The sequence below is a fragment of the Cyclobacterium sp. SOCE241 genome (genome assembly GCF_056867545.1).
In genome coordinates this window covers 2057093-2078000 of record NZ_CP149779.1, presented here as the reverse complement: position 1 = coordinate 2078000, position 20908 = coordinate 2057093, and the positions used below count along the sequence as shown (strand labels likewise).

At 37.4% G+C, this 20908-nt stretch carries 14 protein-coding genes and 2 pseudogenes; 12 read left to right on the top strand and 4 right to left on the bottom strand.

All coding sequences use genetic code 11. The features are described 5' to 3' along the window. Positions 1-140 precede the first annotated feature (140 nt). On the bottom strand, positions 141-893 hold the full coding sequence (locus WG932_RS10190) for an acyl-CoA desaturase (RefSeq protein ID WP_149393608.1): 753 nt from the start codon (positions 891-893) through the stop codon (positions 141-143). A gap of 276 nt (positions 894-1169) precedes the next feature. Between WG932_RS10190 and WG932_RS10185 the strand changes: the two genes are divergently transcribed. The 5 genes and pseudogenes from WG932_RS10185 (at position 1170) to WG932_RS10165 (ending at position 7814) form a co-directional block, all read left to right on the top strand. Further along, positions 1170-1685, top strand: a complete 516-nt coding sequence (locus WG932_RS10185) for an RNA polymerase sigma factor (protein ID WP_483087845.1) — start codon at positions 1170-1172, stop codon at positions 1683-1685. Between the two features lie 130 nt (positions 1686-1815). Then, the gene (locus WG932_RS10180) at positions 1816-2316 is read left to right on the top strand and encodes a hypothetical protein (protein ID WP_483087844.1); all 501 of its coding nucleotides are present in this window, start codon (positions 1816-1818) and stop codon (positions 2314-2316) included. Between the two features lie 193 nt (positions 2317-2509). Further along, positions 2510-2851: a FecR family protein gene (locus WG932_RS10175; protein ID WP_483087843.1), complete on the top strand. Its 342-nt coding sequence runs from the start codon at positions 2510-2512 to the stop codon at positions 2849-2851. Positions 2852-2967: 116 nt separating this feature from the next. Then, a pseudogene (locus WG932_RS10170) lies at positions 2968-6278 on the top strand (SusC/RagA family TonB-linked outer membrane protein). Positions 6279-6299: 21 nt separating this feature from the next. Next, the gene (locus WG932_RS10165; protein WP_483087842.1) at positions 6300-7814 is read left to right on the top strand and encodes a RagB/SusD family nutrient uptake outer membrane protein; all 1515 of its coding nucleotides are present in this window, start codon (positions 6300-6302) and stop codon (positions 7812-7814) included. 576 nt (positions 7815-8390) lie between these two features. Here WG932_RS10165 and WG932_RS10160 read toward each other — a convergent pair. Then, positions 8391-9716 carry a S41 family peptidase gene (locus WG932_RS10160; protein ID WP_483087841.1) on the bottom strand — a complete coding sequence of 442 codons (1326 nt, stop codon included), beginning with the start codon at positions 9714-9716 and terminating at the stop codon, positions 8391-8393. A gap of 192 nt (positions 9717-9908) precedes the next feature. Between WG932_RS10160 and WG932_RS10155 the strand changes: the two genes are divergently transcribed. Both WG932_RS10155 and WG932_RS10150 read left to right on the top strand, forming a co-directional pair. Further along, positions 9909-10565 (top strand): TetR/AcrR family transcriptional regulator, encoded by a 657-nt coding sequence (locus tag WG932_RS10155; protein ID WP_014023045.1) that lies wholly within the window; start codon positions 9909-9911, stop codon positions 10563-10565. Between the two features lie 2 nt (positions 10566-10567). After that, positions 10568-11890 carry an ABC1 kinase family protein gene (locus WG932_RS10150; protein ID WP_149393613.1) on the top strand — a complete coding sequence of 441 codons (1323 nt, stop codon included), beginning with the start codon at positions 10568-10570 and terminating at the stop codon, positions 11888-11890. A 9-nt stretch (positions 11891-11899) separates the two neighbouring features. On the opposite strand, the gene WG932_RS10145 is transcribed toward WG932_RS10150, so the two are convergent. Further along, complete coding sequence (locus tag WG932_RS10145) at positions 11900-12970, bottom strand: serine hydrolase domain-containing protein (RefSeq protein ID WP_014023043.1); 1071 nt, start codon at positions 12968-12970, stop codon at positions 11900-11902. A gap of 333 nt (positions 12971-13303) precedes the next feature. Here WG932_RS10145 and WG932_RS10140 point away from each other — a divergent pair. The 3 genes and pseudogenes from WG932_RS10140 to WG932_RS10130 all read left to right on the top strand — a co-directional run bounded on the left by WG932_RS10140 (position 13304) and on the right by WG932_RS10130 (position 16490). Next, positions 13304-14891 (top strand): annotated as a pseudogene (locus WG932_RS10140) (M81 family metallopeptidase). A 685-nt stretch (positions 14892-15576) separates the two neighbouring features. Beyond that, positions 15577-15807 carry a hypothetical protein gene (locus WG932_RS10135; protein ID WP_483087840.1) on the top strand — a complete coding sequence of 77 codons (231 nt, stop codon included), beginning with the start codon at positions 15577-15579 and terminating at the stop codon, positions 15805-15807. Further along, the gene (locus WG932_RS10130; protein ID WP_483087839.1) at positions 15807-16490 is read left to right on the top strand and encodes a DUF2490 domain-containing protein; all 684 of its coding nucleotides are present in this window, start codon (positions 15807-15809) and stop codon (positions 16488-16490) included. Before WG932_RS10135 ends, WG932_RS10130 begins: the two co-directional genes overlap by 1 nt. Positions 16491-16715: 225 nt before the next feature. Here WG932_RS10130 and WG932_RS10125 read toward each other — a convergent pair whose 3' ends face one another. Then, positions 16716-17147 carry a hypothetical protein gene (locus WG932_RS10125; protein ID WP_483087838.1) on the bottom strand — a complete coding sequence of 144 codons (432 nt, stop codon included), beginning with the start codon at positions 17145-17147 and terminating at the stop codon, positions 16716-16718. A 605-nt stretch (positions 17148-17752) separates the two neighbouring features. On the opposite strand from WG932_RS10125, the gene WG932_RS10120 reads away from it, so the two are divergent. Together WG932_RS10120 and WG932_RS10115 are read left to right on the top strand one after the other, a co-directional pair. After that, positions 17753-19396, top strand: coding sequence for a sodium/sugar symporter (locus WG932_RS10120; RefSeq protein ID WP_149393619.1), 1644 nt, complete (start codon positions 17753-17755; stop codon positions 19394-19396). Positions 19397-19416: 20 nt separating this feature from the next. Beyond that, entirely contained in the window at positions 19417-20907 is a 1491-nt protein-coding gene (locus tag WG932_RS10115; protein ID WP_483087837.1) for a xylulokinase, read from the top strand. The last annotated feature ends 1 nt before the right edge of the window (position 20908 follow it).

Below are 20908 nucleotides of genomic sequence, written 5' to 3'. Positions count from 1 at the left end.
TAATTAGCAACTACTCTCATAGTTTATTTTATTAATGCTTTTGGCGACAATATTTGCAAAAAAAAATCCCTTCTCAACGAAACAAAAATGTTTCATTGGGAAGGGGGATTTTTTAGGGTATTCCATTTTTAAGTCATCAATTAATTGGTAGGTTTTAATTTTATTATACCCGTGGCATGTAAAAGTTTTACAATTGGATAGGTTGGATCAAATTCATACCATTTGACTGCGAAATTTACCCTTTTAGGAAGCCTGTGGTGGTTGTTCTGGAAAAGTTCACCCAACATTAAAAAATCTAAAATCAATGAATTTTTAGATTTGTCATTGTTATCAAAATTAGCATAACCGTATTTGTGACCACTCCAATTAACTATTGCACCATGAACCGGCCCCATCATAAAGTGGATAGGTAAAAGGAAATACATCCACCAGTGAGTACCTGCTAGTTCAAAAACACTAATACTTAAAACATAAATCAAGACATATACTAAAACCCAACCAATTCGGATTCCCATCGTATCTGCAAACTTGTCAAAACGGTTCCAATCTGGAACATCTTTTATAAATCTTTCTTCTGGTTTTGCCCTAAAAGTAAAATGTTCATTGTAAATCTTTTTAGTTTTCCACATCATGGTAAAAAGGTTTTCAGTATGGTGTGGACTATGTGGGTCTAAGGGTGTATCACTATAGGCGTGATGCATCCTGTGAAGAATAGCATAAGCTCTGGGAGAAAGGTAAGAACTGCCTTGGCAGAACCAAGTAAAAATGTAGAAAAATTTCTCCCAATACTTGTTCATGACAAACATTTGATGTGCAGCATACCTATGTAGGAAAAAGCTTTGGCAAAACAGAGAGAAATACCAGTGTAATAGAAAGAAAATTATTAGAATCACTTTAATTGGAATTTGATATACCTTACAAAATTAAATCCTTTCTTTGTTAAATAAGCAATCCCCGGCTTATTTTTTATAAAAGGTGATTTTATTCATATTTTCTGCTTGGAATTCACCTTTTTTTGGTCCAACGGGTATTCTTTTTAAATAATGAGAAGATTATTATACATTTAAGGATTCAATGAATAAACCCACCCAAAATACCAGGCATTATTCCGGAAAAACGGATTTGCAGTCATTTCCCAATGACGTGCCGGTAATTGATGATGCCAAGCTTTGGCAACAATTCAAGGGGGAAGTGAGACTGCTTTCATCAAGATTTACAATGAAAATTTTGATGTTCTTTTAAGTTATGGTTGCCAATTTTCGAGGAATCAGGAGCTTGTCGAAGATTGTATTCAGGATGTCTTTATTTACCTGAGGCAGAAAAGAAAATCCTTAGGTGCCACAGATTGCATACGTTTTTACCTAATGAAATGTATGAAGCGAAAACTTTTTGATGAAATCAAAAGTTCAAATAAACCATTATCGGAAATCCACCAAGATGGATTTCAGGTAGTTTACTCTCATGAAGACTTTCTAATAGATCGACAAATTCAAAAAGAAAGGTCAGATCAATTAAATAAAGCCTTAAGTATTCTTTCTCGCAAGCAAAGGGAAGCTATTTATTATTTTTATTTTCAAAGTTTAAACTATTCCCAAATTAGTGAGTTGTTAGGCTTTGATCATGTCAAATCTGCTCGAAATCTTGTTTACAAGGCTCTTTCAATGCTAAAGTCAGCAATGAAATAATTTTTTTGTCTACTAAAAGAGCATTGGGATTGTCTTAATTTTAAGCTTTAGAAAAATTAATTTTATTTTTTTGTTAAAAAATGATGTCATTTTGACTTTTCAGCCCTTATGGGATTGAAGGATCAAAAGAATGGACAAAAAGGAAGATATAGCGCTACTTTTACTTACCAACCCTGAATTTGTAAAGTGGGTTAAGGAGCCCACTGAGGAGTTGGACATCTACTGGAACAATTGGATGCAGGCGCATTCAGAGAAAGTGATGGATGTTAAAGAGGCCAGAGAAATTCTTCTGGGTCTAAAAGGACCTGCCAACAATGTAGCTGGGGAAGTTAAGTCTAGGGTTCTTCAAAATATTTTAGCCCATGAGGATGCAAATGAAATAAATTTTCATGTTCGCAGAGACGCTCATTCTTGGTTGACCATCAAGCAATGGTATAAAGTAGCTGTAATTTTAGTTTTGACGAGTTTTATGGGTTATTTACTTAGCCAATTTGCTACAGCTGAGTCTAAAGATAAAGAAGCATTGGTGTCAGAACCTGAAATGCTTACCAAAGCCACACATTTTGGAGAAAAGCTAAATTTTAAACTTCCTGATGGATCTAGTGTATGGTTAAACTCAGGAGTCAGTTGACTTTTCCTGAAACATTTGATTCCTTAGAAAGAAAAGTCTATTTATTGGGAGAGGGTTATTTTGAGGTGAAAAAAGATTCTTCCCGAGCATTTAAAGTAGTGTCGGGAAATATAGAAACTGCGGCTTTGGGAACATCTTTTAATATTGATTTTTTAACCCTAATGAAGTTTTTGTATCCCTGCTTACAGGAAGGGTGGAGATTCATTCTGATTCTGCCAACCAAAGCTATTTCCTAGATCCCGGAGAACAACTTCAATACAAACAAGCCGATAATCATTTTAATATTACCACATTTTCTGATGCTGAAACCATAGGCTGGAGAGAAGGTTTACTTGTTTTTGAAAATGCTGCATTTAAAGAGGTGATTGCAGTACTCGAAAGATGGTATGGGGTAGAGATAAAGGTAACCGGAAAACCCAAAAAGCCTTGGGCTTTGAGCGGACGATACTTTAATCAAACCCTTGATTTGGTGTTGGACAGAATGTCCTTCATTGAGTATTTCAAATACGAAATAAATGAAAAAAAATTCACTTAAATTTTAATTAATATGATATATGATAAATAAGATAATTGCAAAGGTGAAATACCTTTAAATGGACAGTTTCTTTTAATTGTTCAAAGTCATTAATTGAAAAAATAAACCTAAAAACTATGAAATTTAAATTACAAAAGACAATCTACCTATTGTCCCGCTACTTCTTGTATGGATTTACCTTACAACTTTTTCTATTCAATTTTGTTTTGGCACTTAACCTAAAGGATCAGTACCAATCGATAGATGAGGTAAAGGTGAATATCAACGAAAAGGAAATGACCTTAGGTCGTTTTCTCCAAAAGATTGAGAAGCAAACTGCTTTCACCTTTTCATTCGATAAAAAAGATGTAAATGAGAATATCTCGCTGGTGCTTTCCAAAGGCAATGCAAGTGTGGAATCAATATTAAAGGAAGTTGCCTCTCAGACTACTTTAGGTTTTCGCCAAGTCAATGATCAAATTGATATAAGACTAGCAAAAACTGAGCAGACTCCCAAAGCCCCAATAGTGGACAGAACTATAAAAGGGGTAATTAAAGATGAAGAAGGGCAACCTTTACCGGGAGCTACAATATCTGTGCAAGGAACCACTACAGGCACTGTTTCTGATCTAGATGGTAGCTATTCCCTAACAGTACCTGATGGAGCTGTTTTGGTCTTTTCTTATATAGGGTATGAAGCACAGACGGTTTCTATTGGTAACCAATCTGTAATCGATGTTACCATGAAAATGGACGCATCTTCCTTAGAGGAGGTAATAGTTGTTGGATATGGTACGCAAAAGAGGAGTGACCTTACAGGAGCTGTTTCTTCAGTTAAGGCTGAAGAATTAACTGCCTATCCCGCTATTGATGCTGTTCAAGCCCTTCAAGGTAGGGCAGCTGGTGTTCAGATTCAATCCAATAATGGTGCTCCTGGAGCTAGTATGAAAGTTAGGGTAAGGGGTGGAACTTCCATCAATGCGAGTAGTGACCCTATCTTTGTTGTAGATGGATTTATTGGCGCAGCCATGCCACCGCCGGAAGATATAGCATCCATGGAGGTTTTGAAAGATGCATCTGCTACAGCAATTTATGGTTCAAGGGGAGCCAATGGTGTAATTATGGTAACTACCAAAAGAGGTAAATCGGGAGCAGCAAAGATTGATTTCAATACCTCTTATAGTATGCAAAATGAAATTAATCGACTTGATTTATTGAATGCTTCTCAATTCAATGACTATATATCTGATGCACGACCTAATATTCAGCCTGCCGGTGGAGATACCGATTGGCAAGATCAGATTTTTAGAACCGGTGGTATACAAAATTATCAATTGTCTATTTCAGGCGGAACAGACAATGTTAACTATTATGTTTCAGGGTCTTATTTTGACCAAAAAGGGGTGATCATTAATTCTGACTTTAATAGGTTTAGCATTACCAGTAATTTAGATATTCAAGCTACTGAAAAACTTAAAATTGGATTAAATCTTTTTGCAAGGAGAAGTAGCAGCGATGGTGTAAGGACCCAAGAAAATTCAGGTGGGTTAACTCCTGGCGTTGTTGCATCTGCTTTTAAATTTGAACCGGATCAACCAATTTATAATGAAGATGGATCCTTTACCGTTGCAAGACTAAATGATCCTCATGATAATCCTTATGCTGTGGCCACCCAATTGCAAAACGAGAATGTCAATGATCGCTTTCAAGGAAATTTCTTTGCTGAATATGATATCATCGAAGGGCTGAAATTTAAAACTACCTTTGGTGCTACTGCAAACTCTTCAAGGACAGGTACCTATGCTCCTACAACCGTTACGGAAGGTAGAAATGTAGGAGGTGATGCATCTATCAACGCTTACAGAAATACCTTGGTTTTGAATGAGAATTACCTTACCTATTCAAAGACTTTTGCAAATGATCATACCTTTTCAGCAATGGGGGATACTCTTTCCAATCGTCAGAGAGTGAAAGCTATGGAGCTAGAGGAACCTCTTTTATTACTGATGCCTTTTCATTTTGGAACCTTGGATCTTCTGCTGTTTGGCAAGCGCCTAACTCAGCTTTGACCGACTGGCAAATATCCTCTTACTATGGAAGATTAAATTATTCCTTGGGAGACAAGTACTTGTTTACATTCAATGCTAGGTATGATGGTTCTTCCACATTTTCGAAAAACAACAAATGGGCATTTTTCCCTTCCGGAGCAATTGCTTGGAACATGAAAAATGAAAAATTCCTAGAGACATCTGATTTGATCAGTTTTTGGAAATGGAGAGGTAGTTATGGAATTACCGGAAACCAGGCCATTTCACCTTACCAAACCTTGGCTAGATTTTCACCGGTTTTTTCTATAATCGATGGTGTACCGGTAAATGCAGTGAGACCGACTACCGTGGCCAATGATAATTTGACTTGGGAAACTACTGCACAACTAAATATTGGTACAGATATTGGATTTTGGGATGACAGGGTGACTTTGTCAGCTGAGTATTACCGTATGGTAACCTCCGATTTGTTATTTGCCGTTCAGTTGCCTCAATATTCAGGTTATACTACGCAATTGAGGAATATAGGAGAAGTTGAAAATAAAGGTGTAGAACTTACATTAGGCTCTAGAAACCTTGTGGGTGCTTTCCAATGGGACATGGACATTAACTTTTCCAGAAACAGGAATACTGTACTTTCTTTACCTGAAGGGACTGATATTCAGTATGGGTCGGGCCCCGGTCATATGGTGGGCTTAGGTACTACTCAATTATTACAAGAAGGAAGCTCTGTAGGTAGCTTTTATGGTTGGGTATATGATGGGGTGTACCAAGAAGGTGATGAGTTCCTTTCCGGAGGTGGATTTGAGCAAGAGGCCGGTGGAGAAAAATTCAAAGATTTAAATAACGACGGTGTACTCAATAGTGATGACAGGCAAATAATTGGTAATCCTCATCCTGACTTCTTTTGGGGATGGAATCATGATTTTAGATACAAAAACTTTGACCTGAATGTGTTCTTTCAGGGCTCGGTGGGGAATGACATCCTTAGCTATACTTTGATGGAACTTAACCTAATGTCCGGGATAAATAATGCTACTACAGAGGCTTTGGATAGATGGACCCCTACAAATACGGACACGGATGTGCCGCGAGCATTTAATGGCAGGACAAGAAGGGTATCAACTAGGTGGATTTTTGATGGGACCTACACTAGGTTAAAGAACCTTTCTTTAGGGTATAATTTCCCTACCACTGTGGTCAACAGGTTGGGACTGGCCAAACTTAGAGTATACGTAAGTGCTCAGAATATATTAACAATCACCTCTTACGAAGGCTATGACCCTGAGGTTAACTATCGTTCTGATGGAGCAACTGATGGTAACCGAAACCTAGGGCTGGATTATGGAAGTTATCCAAATGCAAAGAGTTACACCATTGGTCTGAACGTAGGATTTTAAGCAACCAAAAAAGAAATAACCATGAAAACGAATATATATAAATCTTTGGTATTGGCAGCTACCTGTTTATTTGCAGGCTGTGCCGACTTAGAAGAAAAGCCTGTAGGATTATTGGCACCTGAGAGTTTGTTTAACTCTGAAAAGGATGTAGAAACCGCAATTTTCGGTGCCTATGGGTGGATAGCAAGTGAAAGACTTTATGGAAGGCAATTTGTAACTTCCATCATGTTAAGGGGTGATATGGTGGACATTGGCGATAGGGGAACTCCAGCTGAGAGGCAACAAGTCAATGACTTTAATATGGATGATAACAACGGGATGGTTAGGGCTTATTGGCCTTATTGGTATCAGGTTGTGAGTGCAGCCAATGCTGCCATCGCAGGGGCAGAAAGTCTTGAATTGGATGAAACTGTAAGTAACCAATTAATTGCTGAAGCGAGATTTGTTAGGGCCTTTAGTTATTATCATTTGGTTCGTGTTTTTGGTGATATTCCTTACATTGATTATTTCATTACCGACCCGGAAGCAGTCAAAGATATTTCCAAAACATCTGAAGCAGAAGTATACCAAGGAATCTTGGCAGATTTTGCATTTGCCAAAGAAAACTTACCCGATAATCAACCTAACAATGTGAGATCAAGGCCTACCAAAGGTACAGCAGCTGCCTACCTGGCATCAGTAAACCTTACCTTAGAGGATTACCAAAAAGCCTATGAAGAGGCCAAATGGGTGATTGATAACAAAGACAGGTTTGGGTACGAGTTGGAAGCAGATTATCAAAATTTGTATCGAGCTGAGATGGCCGACAATATTAAAGAACCTATTTTCTCAGTTGATTTTCTAGGTCAACAAAATGGCAGTGGTGGTGCCAATGATGATATTATGCCGCCAATGACCGGAATTAGAGGTGCAGATAATTTGGGATGGAGTGTTTGTGTGCCTTCCATGGCCGTGTACAATACTTGGGATGATAGAGATTACCGAAAGTCGGTAAGTTTTGAGCATGAAGCCTTAGTAGGTGGAGTGATGGTCCCATATACTGAATTTCAAAATACCCAAAGACCACATATTGCTAAATACAGAAGGTTTCCTGGTAACAGTAATTCGGATGGCAGGTATTCAGATAATAATTACTCAGCCATGCGTTATGCAGAGGTTTTGTTGATTGCCGCCGAAGCTGCTGCCGAAGTTAATAATGGCCCTACTGAAGAAGCTGTGTCTCTAGTAAATGCCATTAGGGAAAGAGCAAGAAATGCGGCAGGACAAATGAATAGTTTTCCTGAAGATGTTCAGTCAGGTATGGATAAAGATTCTTTTATTGATTTAGTCCTTGAAGAAAGAAGAATTGAACTTTCTTTTGAGTATAAAAGATGGTATGACATCAAGAGAAGGAAAATGGGTGATGTAGTATTTAAAGGAGAAAATAGTTTGGAACCACATGAGAACTTTGATGCTGCAAAGGATTATTTAATGCCTCTACCAAGAATTGAATTGGATGTAAATCCTAACTTGGCCCCTCAAAACCCAGGTTATTAATTGAAATTTGTTATAATTAAAAAGGTGGTAGAATTTTCTGCCACCTTTTTTTATCTCTTTTTGCTTATGATTATTTTAATACGGATTATAAAATAGGATTTCTCCGCTTTTACAATAGTAAGGTGTGAGGCCTGTCACGTGTTTATGGCAAGTGTTCCAATCCTAAAAAAAAATCATGCTGTGTGGAGATTTTAGCATGGCACCGGTATAATGAGAAAACCCTCATTTCGAGAATTCATATTTTAAAAACGCTGCGATCCAGATGACAGTAAATGAATTGATTTTTTGTGCATTAGCCTACGATAAGCTCAATTGAGAGGTTGGTTTTCACCAATGCCAATGGCTCCTTACCTCTGGTTTTTACCAACTGTCATTGGTATGCATAGGGTGGAATTTGCTTAGAGGAAGCTTTGGGCCCTTTGACAGGCTTAGGAATCCGAAAACCTATGAGACTGCTTCACCCTTTCCTGCTTCAGCCAGCCCCAGAAAGGGTTCACAGTGACGACGTGCCTGTTTTTATAGACAATTGAAATCTAGCTGTGGTTAAGTAAAATTTCTGATCGGATAATTATTAAGTCAATAAACGGGGAATTCTTTTTGTAAACCAGTAAATCCATCAATCATTTGCCAATTGGACTTTAAAGTTTTTGTCCGGCTACTTGGACTTAGGTTACCATACAATAGGTAGGATAGCGCGGCAGACAATCTCTCATCCTCCAGATTTCCCCAATTGATGGAGGGATCATCAGCAGCCAAAATATCTGCAGGAAATCCGTCATAATATTCTGCTTCTCCGGCAGCATTTGCAATAGCAAAAGTTATTGGGACCAATTCGACATTGTTTTGGTCCAATACACTGTTAAATGATGACAAGGGGAATGATCCAACAGGTTTACCATAGGTTTGTTCACCTACAAGAGTAACCTCCATATAGGGTTTCAAACAATTTATTAACAATTCACTGGATGAGGCAGAACCTCTTGAAGTGATTACTACCAATTTATCCAAAGTAAGATTATTGGTTCTTTCAAAATTATATGCATCGTTGAGACTTTCTTTATCAGGGTTAAAGTCATTGGTATACATTAATTTACCATCTGCAGCTGCAGGCACCAGTGCATTCATAATCTGTTCTGCTACATCTACAGAACCACCTCCATTGTACCTTAAGTCAATGATTAATTCATTTATATTTGCTTCTTCAAAATACCTAAGCGTCTCCTCAACTTCCACACTTTTTGTAGGGCTAACATCAGCAGTTGCTTTGAAACTGTTGTAAACCCAATACCCAATTTTTTCACCACCTTGATCGATAACTTCTTTATGAAGAACTGAATTTGCTTGGTAATTATCTTTAATGCTGGTTCTTGTAGTGGTACTTCCATCAGGAAGTTTGAAGGTGAATGAATTGGATATGCCCGGAGTGCTTTCGCCTAAATCAAAATTGTATCCTCCATCAGTTTCATAAACGGAAATTGGTTGGCCATTGATTTCTAAAATCTGCCAACCCCTCTGCCAACCATCCTGCCCGGCCGGAGAATCTTCATAGACAAAGGAAATAAACAATTCACCCGCAGAATTTAAACCGAACCCAAATCCATGTCCAGCGTTTTGGCCTGTAAAGGCTTTTTCAAACGCTTCTTTTGTGGTGAGGTAGGACCACCTGTCATATTGAAGGTACATAAGATTATATAACAACTCCTCGTTACTGCCATAACTATCGGTGTTTATTACTGTTGGCAATTGATCATTCCAGTAGTACCATTCCTGCATGGATTCAAAAATTGCATTTTTCACAAGATTAGGATCTTGAGGCGCTTCGTCAATGTTTTTATCACAGGATGATATGAATATAGAAGCCGTCAAAAAGGCGGTATAGAGAATAGACTTGGCTCTTAGCATTATTAAATTATCGTTAGACTGTATCATAAATAACGAAAACAAGTAAAAAATGGATGTGCAAATAGTATTTCGTGAGCTGTGAATTTACTCATTATCAAATAGATTTAATTTTTTCTGAGAAAATTTAGTAAGAATTAACAAACCACTTAGACCTTTATTTAGTTAAACTATTAAGAATAAAAAATGGGTAAAATGACAGAGAAAACAAAGAATAGCCAAACGGATAGAAATAAAATTATTGATGGATACATCGCTCATATTTTGGAAACAGGAAGTGAACCGGTTTCTGTTTTCAAGTTCACAAAGGACATAAAAATGAAAGAGGCGATTTTTTATGAATATTTTTCTTCATTTGGGGCAGTAAAAAAAGCAGTTTGGGAATTAATTTATGACCATACCATTCAAGCTTTAGAAAGTCAGGAGATATATCAATCTTATACATCTCGTGAGAAGCTGTTGGGCTTTTTATTTACTTGGATTGAAGAGTTGAAAAATAGAAGATCCTATTTGCTTGCGGTTTACGGTAATATTTCGTTAAAAAATCAAGGTTATCCATCAGAAATAAAAGGATTCAAATCAAAGTTTAAAGAATTTGCCAGTGGGATTGTCAATGAAGGGAAAGAAACAGAAGAAATTGCAGAGAGGCCTTATTTAACAGATAAATACCAAGAGGCCATGTGGCTTCAGGTGATGTTTGTGTTTAGGTTTTGGTTGAAGGACGATTCTCCGGCTTTTGAGAAAACAGATGCAGCCATAGAAAAGTCGGTCAATCTAGCCTTTGACTTGATGGGTAGGTCTGCCATTGATAGTTTCGTAGATTTTGCAAAATTCCTATTCCAATCCAAATAGCCATGTCAGAAAAATTAAACGAGCAACAAAGCATTCCTGTTTCCAAAGTCCAAAGGGCGGCTAAGTTTATAAGTACGGGAGCTAAGGTAGGTGGCAATTATATGAAGCACTATGCTAAAAAAGTGGTTAATCCCGGGATGTCCAAGGATGAGCTTCATAAAAATAATGCAACAGATATCTATGCATCACTGAGTGAACTGAAAGGGAGCGCTTTAAAAGTAGCTCAAATGATGGCGATGGATAAAAATATGCTACCAAGCGCTTATCAGGATAAATTTACGATGGCGCAATACAGTGCCCCACCTTTATCTTATCCATTGGTCGTTAAGACCTTTAATCAATATTTTAAGAAAAGTCCTGAGGTTCTTTTTGATACATTCACAACCTCAGCAGCCAACGCAGCCTCAATAGGTCAGGTACATAAAGCCACCAAAGGAGAAAATGTGTATGCAGTGAAAATTCAGTATCCGGGTGTGGGCTCAAGCGTGAAATCTGATTTAAAGCTGGTCAAGCCATTTGCACTTCGATTGTTAAACATGAATGAAAGGGAGTTGGATAATTATATGGAAGAGGTTGAAGAGAAATTACTCGAGGAAACCGATTACCAACTGGAAGTCATAAGAAGTAAGGAAATATCGGAGGCTTGTAGTCATATCAAAGGTTTAAATTTCCCGAAGTACTACGAAGAACTGAGCAGTGCTCGGGTGATTACCATGGACTGGATGGAAGGCAAACATTTAAAGGAATGGCTTGAAACCAACCCCAGTCAAGAGGCCAGAGACAAAGTGGGCCAAACCATGTGGGATTTTTATGACCATCAAGTTCATCAATTAAAACAGGTGCATGCAGATCCACACCCAGGAAATTTTATTATTCAGAAAGGGGATGAGTTGGCTGTAATCGATTTTGGCTGTGTAAAAGTGATTCCTGAGGAATTTTATTCCGGTTATTTTTCTTTAATTAAGAAAGACCTTTTGATTAAAGAGGATGAGCTGGATCAAATTTTTTATGACCTAGAGTTTATTTCTGATAGGGATTCCGACGAGGAGAAATCATATTTTAAAAATACCTTTAAAGAGATGATTTCTTTACTGGGTAAACCGTTTCATGTAGATGCTTTTGATTTCGCTGATGACAACTATTTTCAAATGATTTTTGCTTTAGGCGATAAAATCTCCAATGACAAGATGTTTAGGAAATCGAAGCAAGCCAGAGGTTCCAGACATGGTTTGTACATCAATAGGACTTATTTTGGTTTGTATAACCTTCTTAACCAATTACAAGCCAAAATTAAAACGACAAAACCGGATTGGATAAAAAGCTGAACTAACTAATCAATTTAATTCCTTTATCATGGCAGAAGCTAATTTATAGGGTAGAAAAGGATCGTCAGATTGATTGGTGGTTCCTGTCATGAAAATTTGAAATTCCGGGGCATATAGACTGAATGCTCCGGAGGTGTGTCCTGTGTACCCAATGAATTCCGGTTCTTTTGAAGCCAGAGGGAAAATTCTAGGTTTTTGATAATGTGAAATACCAATCCCTTGTCTTAGGCCTTGTTTTACCGGTATCCAGTTCATCAAATTTTCTAATTCAGACATAGGGAAAAGATGTCCGTGAAAAAATGCTTTCAAAAAAGTTAAGCTATCTCTAGCAGTACTAACTATACCTCCGGAACCCCCAAAAGAACTCATCGCTAGTGGTAAAATTAAAGGGTGGTTTTTATAAGAAAATAATGCAGGTGTTCTATCATGTATGTCCGTATATACATAAGTTTGGTTCATAGAAAGCCGTGAAAAATGAAAATCATGGAAGGCTTTTTCTAATGAATCTCCAGTGATTTTTTCAATGATTTTTCCAAGAAGTAGGTCATTGGTGGCAGAATAAACACTTTTTGTAGATTTCCCTGGTTTAAAATTTGCTTTCTGGTCTTTGCAATTGTTCAAAATATCTTTGATACTCCATGAGAGATCCTCTCCGGAATATATGCGGGATTTTATTGAAGGTTCATCCTTTGATGAGTGGTTCAGAAAATCAGGAATTCCAGACCTTTGAGACAGTAAATGAGAAACTGTAACCTCATCGGTAAAATCTTTGCCCTTGATGTTGATTAATCCGGAGTATTCATTTTCTGATAGTATTTCTGAAATAGATTGATCAAGTGTAAGTAATCCCCTTATTTTAAGTTTGATAATTATTGCCAAGAGGTGGATATTACCTAACTCTGTGATAAAGTAAGGCTGATCTAATGAAATGTCCTTCGTGGAATCAGACCATAAAATTGGTTCTGTGTCTTCCTTAAAAATACTAAGAACAAGCCCTTTTAACTTTTTCTTGTTGGAAAACTGATCAAACGCTTTATGCCAGGCAGTAAAAATGGTAGATTTCCTGTCGGTAGAAAACATAAAATGATATTTAGGATTAAAAGGGAAAGATACTAAAATAAACCTTATAAAGGCAAATTCATTGTAAAGGTTAGCAAACAATTAAAACTAGAATAACAGCTTAATGATGTTAATATTTATTAGAATGTTTTTGCCAATTCACAAAAAACTTTATTGATCATAATTAATGAGAGATACCATTGAATTATGAACCTTAGGATGGTGTTAATTTGGAGACCTTATTCAATTAAATTGTTAATGTTAGTAGAATATGTGTTAAAAATTAACTTATTTTAGATTATTCGATGATTTTTTGTCGAATGCAAGTCATTATTATCATTTAATATTGCTACTATGTTAAGAGAAAAATCTACCTATTCCTTTTTGTGCTTATTCAGTATTTTGCTGCTGTTTAGTGATTGTGGAGGCAAATCACCGGAAAGCACAAAAGAAAAAGCTGACCTCCCTAGGGTGGCTATTGCAGGGTTGGCCATAGAGTCAAGTACTTTTTCACCGGCAGTATCAGAAGAAGATGCCTTCCTTGCTCGCCGGGGTGAGGAAGTGTTTGATTATTATCCCTTTATGAAACCTGATTCAATTAATAGATCCAGGGCTAATTGGTTTCCTACTTTAAGAGGACATGCTATTCCGGGAGGGATAGTTTCCAGGAAGCTTACGAATCATTGGTGGGTGAGACGTTGGAAAGATTAAAGGAAAACCTACCTTATGATGGATTGTTTTTTGATATTCATGGGGCCATGAGTGTGGTAGGCCTTGATGATCCTGAAGGTGACTTTATTGAAAGAATTAGAGAAGTAATAGGAAAAGAGACCATCATTTCTACCTCTATGGATTTACATGGAAATGTTTCTTGGCGACTTGCCGGTAATTCTGACTTAATTACTTGCTACCGAATGGCGCCTCATGAAGACGCATTGGAATCGAAAAAACGTGCTGTCAATAATTTGTTAGATCGATTAGAATCGGGAAAAGGAAAGCCTGCATTTAAAGCTTGGGTGCCCATACCTATTTTACTGCCTGGGGAAAAAACCAGTACCCGTGTTGAACCTGGAAAAAGTTTATATGCGGCGGTAAATCCAGCTACTCAACAGGAAGGGATAGTTGATGCGGCAATTTGGGTAGGTTATGCTTGGGCAGATGAGCCTCGAAACCATGCTGTGGTTATGGTTACAGGAGATGAAAAAGAAAAGGTTACACAAACCGCAGAGGAACTTGCCACAAGTTTTTGGGAGAGACGGAACAAATTTGAATTTATTGCACCTACTGCCAGCCTAAAGGAAAGTTTGGATATGGCAATTGCTAGTGATAAATCACCTTTTATGATCAGTGACATGGGGGACAATCCAACAGCCGGAGGGGCAGGGGATGTAACTTGGACATTAAGGGAAATACTTGATAGACCGGAATTTAAATCAACGTCAGGGCCTTCGCTTATATATGCATCAATTCCCGGCCCTGATTTGGTAGAAGCTGCTTTGGAGGTTGGAGTTGGGGGAAAGTATCTGCTAAGGTGGGAGCTGCGGTAGATGACCGTTTTGCGCCGCCATTATTACTTTCAGGTACGGTGACAGCAATAGAAGAGGGTGATAAGAATGCGGAAATTGAAGTGGTTGTAAAAGTGGGCAGTGTTCATGTAATTGTAACTAAAAAAAGAAAGCCCTATCACAAGGAGAAGGATTTTACAGACCTTGGTCTCAATCCAAAAGAAACAGATATTGTAGTTGTCAAAATTGGTTACCTTGTACCGGAATTATACGACATGAGGGCAGATTGGATCATGGCCCTCACTCCGGGAGGTGTCGATCAGGATCTAGAGCGTTTGGAATTTAAACGCATTAACCGACCGATGTTTCCGTTTGATAAAAATATGGAAACTCCGGATTTAAGTGCAAGATTAGTGCCTTTGTCTCATGAGTTTTAATTAACCTGCATGGTTTTTGTTGTAATTATTTGTAGAACCGGCTAACTAAATTTATTCTAGATTAGTTAGGTAATTGAGTAAATGGCCTGATTCTAATGTGTTTACTTAGAATCAGGCCATTTGAATTTATTAAGGACTAGGTTTGGCCTATTTCAGCATTTATTGTTAGGGTGAAATTTTTAAATCCCATCAATAATTCCATTCAGGATTTAAATATTATAGGCTGGACTTAATAATTATTTAACAATTTCATCATTTAAATGACTGGCCTCTATTGGTGATTTAAGGTTTTTACTTTGAGTAAAAACTTTAAAAATCTGATAGTCAGTAAATCCGGTAAAAATGGTAAAATTAAATTGTGTTGTTTGGTTCATGTGCATGTTTCCGTTAATTTCCAATGCTCAGGTGAAGATTGAAAAGGAAAGCAAGGTCTTGAGTAGCGAAGTTCCCTTTAAATCGGTTTCTTGGGTGGAAGAAGTGTTTGATCAGAAAAAAAGTTGAAATGGTACTTTGAAACTTCAGCAGAAAGCCATAGTTATGAAGCTAAATTTCACCAAAAGAAAAAAAGTACAGTGTAGAGTTTAGTAAAGATGGTACCTTAGAGGATATTGAAGTAATAGTACATTGGAGGAAACTTCCAGTAGAGGTAAAACAGAATATTTCAAAATATTTTTCGGAACAATTTTTGAAAACTAAAATACGAAAGATTCAAATTCAATATACCGGAAGTGACGAAAATCTTAAAAATTGGATAGTTTCTAAAAAATCCGATGCAGTTGAAATTAAATATGAAGTGGAATTTTATGGTAAAACATCTAGTGAAAAAAAATTATGGGAAGGATTGTTTGATAAGGAGGGTGAACTTTTAATGAAAAGAGAAATCGTTCTGGCACCTTCTAATAATCTATTCTTTTAATGCAAAAACTATTACTTATTTTATTTCTATTACTTCCGGTACAAATAATGGCCCAAGGAACCGTCCGTTTATTTGGATTTTTCCCTGAATTTCAGGTGGGTTTTAAAGCGACAGAAAAATTAAAAATTATTGGTAAAATAGAGAGCCAACATGGTATGGCCGAAAAGTTTGAAGGAAAGGATCTTGATGTTGGGTATTTTCATAACTTGACTGATTTTCAAGGGTTCTTGGGCACAAAGGTTAATCCGTTTATTGATATTGCTGCCGGCTATCAGTACCGTGTAGATAGCAGAGGAGACAATAGCCATAGGACAATCCAGCAAATATCCATACTTCAATTGCCTAGAAATTATAAAATTGGGCATAGAGTACGTTTTGACCAGACCTATTCTCCTTTTGAAAAAAATGACTACCGGGTGAGGTATAGAATTTCTTTCGAAATCCCAATAGAAGGAAAAAGTTTAGATCCGGGAGAATTTTATTTGGTCTTTAGTGATGAGGTCCTTTATAGCTATCAGGCTAGAGTGAGTGGGCTCGAAAATCGAGCAGTTGCATCATTGGGACATCTTTCTAAAGGAAGCCAGAAATTTCAAGCAGGGATTGACTATAGAACAGATCGATTTTTTGATCCTGACTTGAGGCATAGGATATGGTTTAAGTTTGGATGGTATTTAAATTTTTAACTATAATTAGCCATTGCCTTAAAATAAAACTTAAAAACTTTCTTGATGTAAAGGGACCACGGAGTGAATTCGTAATCCCTTTACATTTGAAGGATGTTTTGAATTTTTTATGGCTTTACGATATGGGAGAACCCAACTCCTGATTCTTTTTTTTGGGTTTTATAAGAATCTCAAATATAAAAAGCTAAAATATTAATTGATATTAATGTTTCATCAAAATAGGTTTTAATACAAGTCTAGTATCTTATAAGATTTACCGTTTAACCCAAAAGTATCTCCTTTTTTCTTGCCTTTCATTTCCTTGTAAAGCGGAGCATTTTTAGAAATCCCAAACAAATTCTGACCATCAACCTCAAATTGCTCTAAACTTACGCTTGGAAAGAAGGTCATGCTGTCGGTTATAACAATAGCCCCGAGGGTGACTTCATCCAATATATTATCAGCTGTTCTCATTTGTTTTAAGAAATCTAATTCATCGATGACAAAATCCAATTCCCGTCCAATTCTGTTGATCACAAGTGCACTCTCATCTTCTTGTCCTTGTTGATCATATTCAACTGGCTCATCTTGTGGCTGTTGTTCCCCTTCTCTAATTTCCTTTATTCTTTGCCTAAAGTCCGACACTATGCTTTCTTGGCGCCTGACGGCTTCTTCCATTACTCTTTTTTGAAGTTTAATTTTTCCATAATGTTATAAAAATGTTTATCTGTACAGAGGCAAAAAGACTGCCAGAGTTCTCATTTCAAGATTTAATTACCTGCCAAAGAAAAATTAATGTATTTAATTCTTTACTATAATTATAATATTTCGGTTAATCTGAAAATTAAAAATTAGTTTTCCGCTAAAGGAGAGAAAAAATAGGTCTTGAAGATCTTTTAATGTAATGATCCAGATACAATAATGTTCACCGGGAAGCCGAAAGGGGTACAAAGGAAGCTACGATAGGTTGGTATTTGATTTTACTGAACAACCAAGGCGTCAAAAATTAATAATCATTTAGCCTATTTTTTGCTGACTTTCTCTGACTTGTAGCAGTTGACACAGCTAAAATAGGTTTGTATAATGAAATTATGACGGCCAAGAATTGCGGGTTTTAATCTTGGGGAACCATTCGACTTTCATTGATGCCATTTGAAAAGAGTGAAGGACTTTCTAAGGTATTTTATTTTATCAAAACCTTAATTGATTATATTGCACATTAATTTTTGACACCTAATACTCAATCGAATTGACAAAACCTCAAACCCATTAATCCAAATTTCATGAATTTCACCACTTTAGACCTCGCCATTTTTATTGGTTATTGTATCCTTATCATTTTAATGGGATACTTTGTATCAAGAGAGAAAGAGGGACACGTTAAAGATTCCAATGATTACTTCTTGGCAAGCAAAGCTTTACCTTGGTGGGCAGTTGGAGCTTCGTTGATTGCATCCAATATTTCTGCCGAACAGTTTATTGGTATGTCAGGTTCGGGATTTGCCCTTGGGCTGGCAATTTCTACTTACGAGTGGATGGCAGCTGCTACGCTGTTAATAGTGGCCATCTTCTTTTTACCGGTTTACTTAAAAGAAGGCATAAGTACCATGCCTCAATTTTTACTGAAACGATATGATAGTCGTGTTAGAACTGTGATGGCTGTATTCTGGCTACTGGTATATGTATTTGTCAACCTAACCTCTGTACTTTATTTAGGAGCATTAAGCCTTGAAACGATACTAGGAGTACCTATGGTGTATGGGATTGCCGGACTAGCCGTATTTGCTATGTTGTATTCCATTTATGGTGGGTTAAAAGCCGTCGCATGGACAGATGTAGTCCAAGTGTTCTTTTTAGTTTTAGGTGGCCTTGCCACTACTTATCTTGCCTTGTCCATCGTTGGGTCGGGAAATGTTTTCCAAGGTTTCTCCACCCTCTTAACGGAGGCATCAAGTCATTTTAATATGATTATTGAAAAAGGAGAAATGATGATACCTGATGGGGCTGGAGGAGAAAGAGATGCTTACATGGATTTACCGGGACTTTCTGTATTAATAGGTGGTATGTGGGTAGTTAACTTAAGTTATTGGGGATTTAATCAGTACATAACACAAAGAGCCCTTGCTGCTAAATCATTGAATGAAGCCCAGAAAGGTATGGTTTTCGCAGGATTTCTTAAACTGCTTATGCCGTTGATTGTGGTTATTCCGGGTATTGCTGCTTATGTAATTGTAAATCAGGAGATAGATCCTTCTTTTGCTGATTCTATGACTGACCCAATGACTGGTATTATTAAATCAGACAGGGCTTATCCCACGCTTTTACAATTGCTACCCTCAGGGCTGAAGGGATTAGCCTTTGCTGCATTGACTGCCGCTATTGTATCTTCTTTGGCTTCTATGGCCAATAGTACTTCTACTATATTTACATTGGATGTTTACAAAAATTTCTTTGATGAAAATGCCTCTGAAAAAAAGCAAGTAAGGGTAGGTAGAATTACGGCAATTGTTGCCTTTATAGTGGCTGCTATAGTAGCACCGGCTCTTCGTGAATTGGATCAGGCATTTCAATACATTCAGGAGTACACTGGGTTTGTCTCTCCCGGGGTTTTTGCCATTTTTGTTTTTGGGTTCTTTTGGAAAAAAACAACATCGAATGCTGCATTAACCGCAGCGGCCTTGACCATACCATTGTCCGCTGCATTTAAATTTTTGACACCCAACTTACCTTTTATTGATAGAATGGGACTGGTCTTTTTGATAATTTCAGGATTAATTATTGCCATAAGTTTGGTTGAAGGCAAGGGCAAGGATCATCCTAAAGGAATAGAAATCAGCAAAGATCTTTTCAAAACAAGTACTCAGTTTAAGATTGGAGCAATTTTGATTTCTGGTATAATCGCAGCTTTATACATTGTGTTTTGGTAAAATAAAATTTTTGATTTTAAATGAGACAACTCCTTATTGGATATGATATAGGTAGTTCTTCGGTGAAAGCTACCCTTCTGGATGCAGATTCAGGTAAAGTAGTAGCAGCAAAGGGACTTCCGGAAGTAGAAATGAGTATTGATTCTCCACAAAAAGATTGGGCAGAACAAGACCCTGAATTGTGGTGGAATTACATCAAAGAAACATCAAAAGAGATAATAGCTAAAGGACAAGTCAAATCGGGTGAGATTAAAGGAATAGGTATTTCTTACCAAATGCACGGCTTGGTGATGGTAGACAAGGACTTGTCTGTGATAAGGCCTGCCATTATATGGTGCGATAGTAGGGCTGTTGCTATTGGTAACCAGGCTTTTGCCGGTTTAGGGAGTGAGTATTGCCTGAGCCACCTTCTAAATTCTCCGGGCAACTTTACAGCTTCGAAACTTAAATGGGTAAAAGAAAATGAGCCTGAAAATTTTGAGAAAGCCCATAAAATTATGCTTCCGGGTGATTATATAGCGATGAAACTCACAGGTGAAATTCTTACTTCAGAGTCAGGGCTGTCTGAAGGTGTGTTCTGGGATTTCCTTGAAAATAATATTGCTGACAAATTACTGGACCACTATGGAATTGATGCTAATTTACTTCCAAAAGCTGTTTCTTCATTTGGTGAGCAAGGAAGAGTTCTGCCTCAGGCAGCACAAGATCTGGGCTTAGATGCCGGTATTCCGGTAACTTATAGAGCAGGAGATCAACCTAATAATGCTTTTTCATTGAATGTGCTTGAAGAAGGGGAATTGGCCACTACAGCTGGAACTTCAGGGACTGTATTTGGTGTAAGCACCAAGCCTGTTTATGATCCACTGTCTAGGGTAAACACCTTTGTTCATGTCAATCACCGGAAAGACAATCCAAGATACGGCGTGTTGCTTTGCATCAATGGAACGGGGATATTAAACAGTTGGTTGAAACGTTCTTTTGGAGATCAATCCTTGGATTATGAGGCAATGAATACCATGGCTGCTGAAGTACCTATAGGCGCTGAAGGTTTGAGTTTTTTACCTTTTGGTAATGGAGTTGAACGAATTATGGAAAATAAGCATGTTGGAGCACATTTGTCCCAATTGAATCTTTTGAAACATGATAAAAGGCATGTGTTCCGTGCAGGGCAAGAAGGTATTGTTTCTGCATTAACTTATGGCTTCAACATCATGAAAAATATGGGGCTAAATCTAAAAACTGTAAAGGCCGGAAAAGCAAACATGTTTTTAAGTCCTATTTTTAGGGAAGCATTTGTTAACATGAACAATGTATCTCTAGAATTGTACGATACAGACGGTGCTCAGGGGGCTGCTAGGGGAGCCGGAATTGGCGCAGGGATATATGCAGGGCCTGAGGAAGCTTTTCAAGGTTTGGTGAAAATCCAGGATTTTGAACCTGATACCCAAAAGATAGAAGCCTACGGAGAGGTTTACCAGCAGTGGGAGAATTGCTTGAACCAAGTAAAATAAA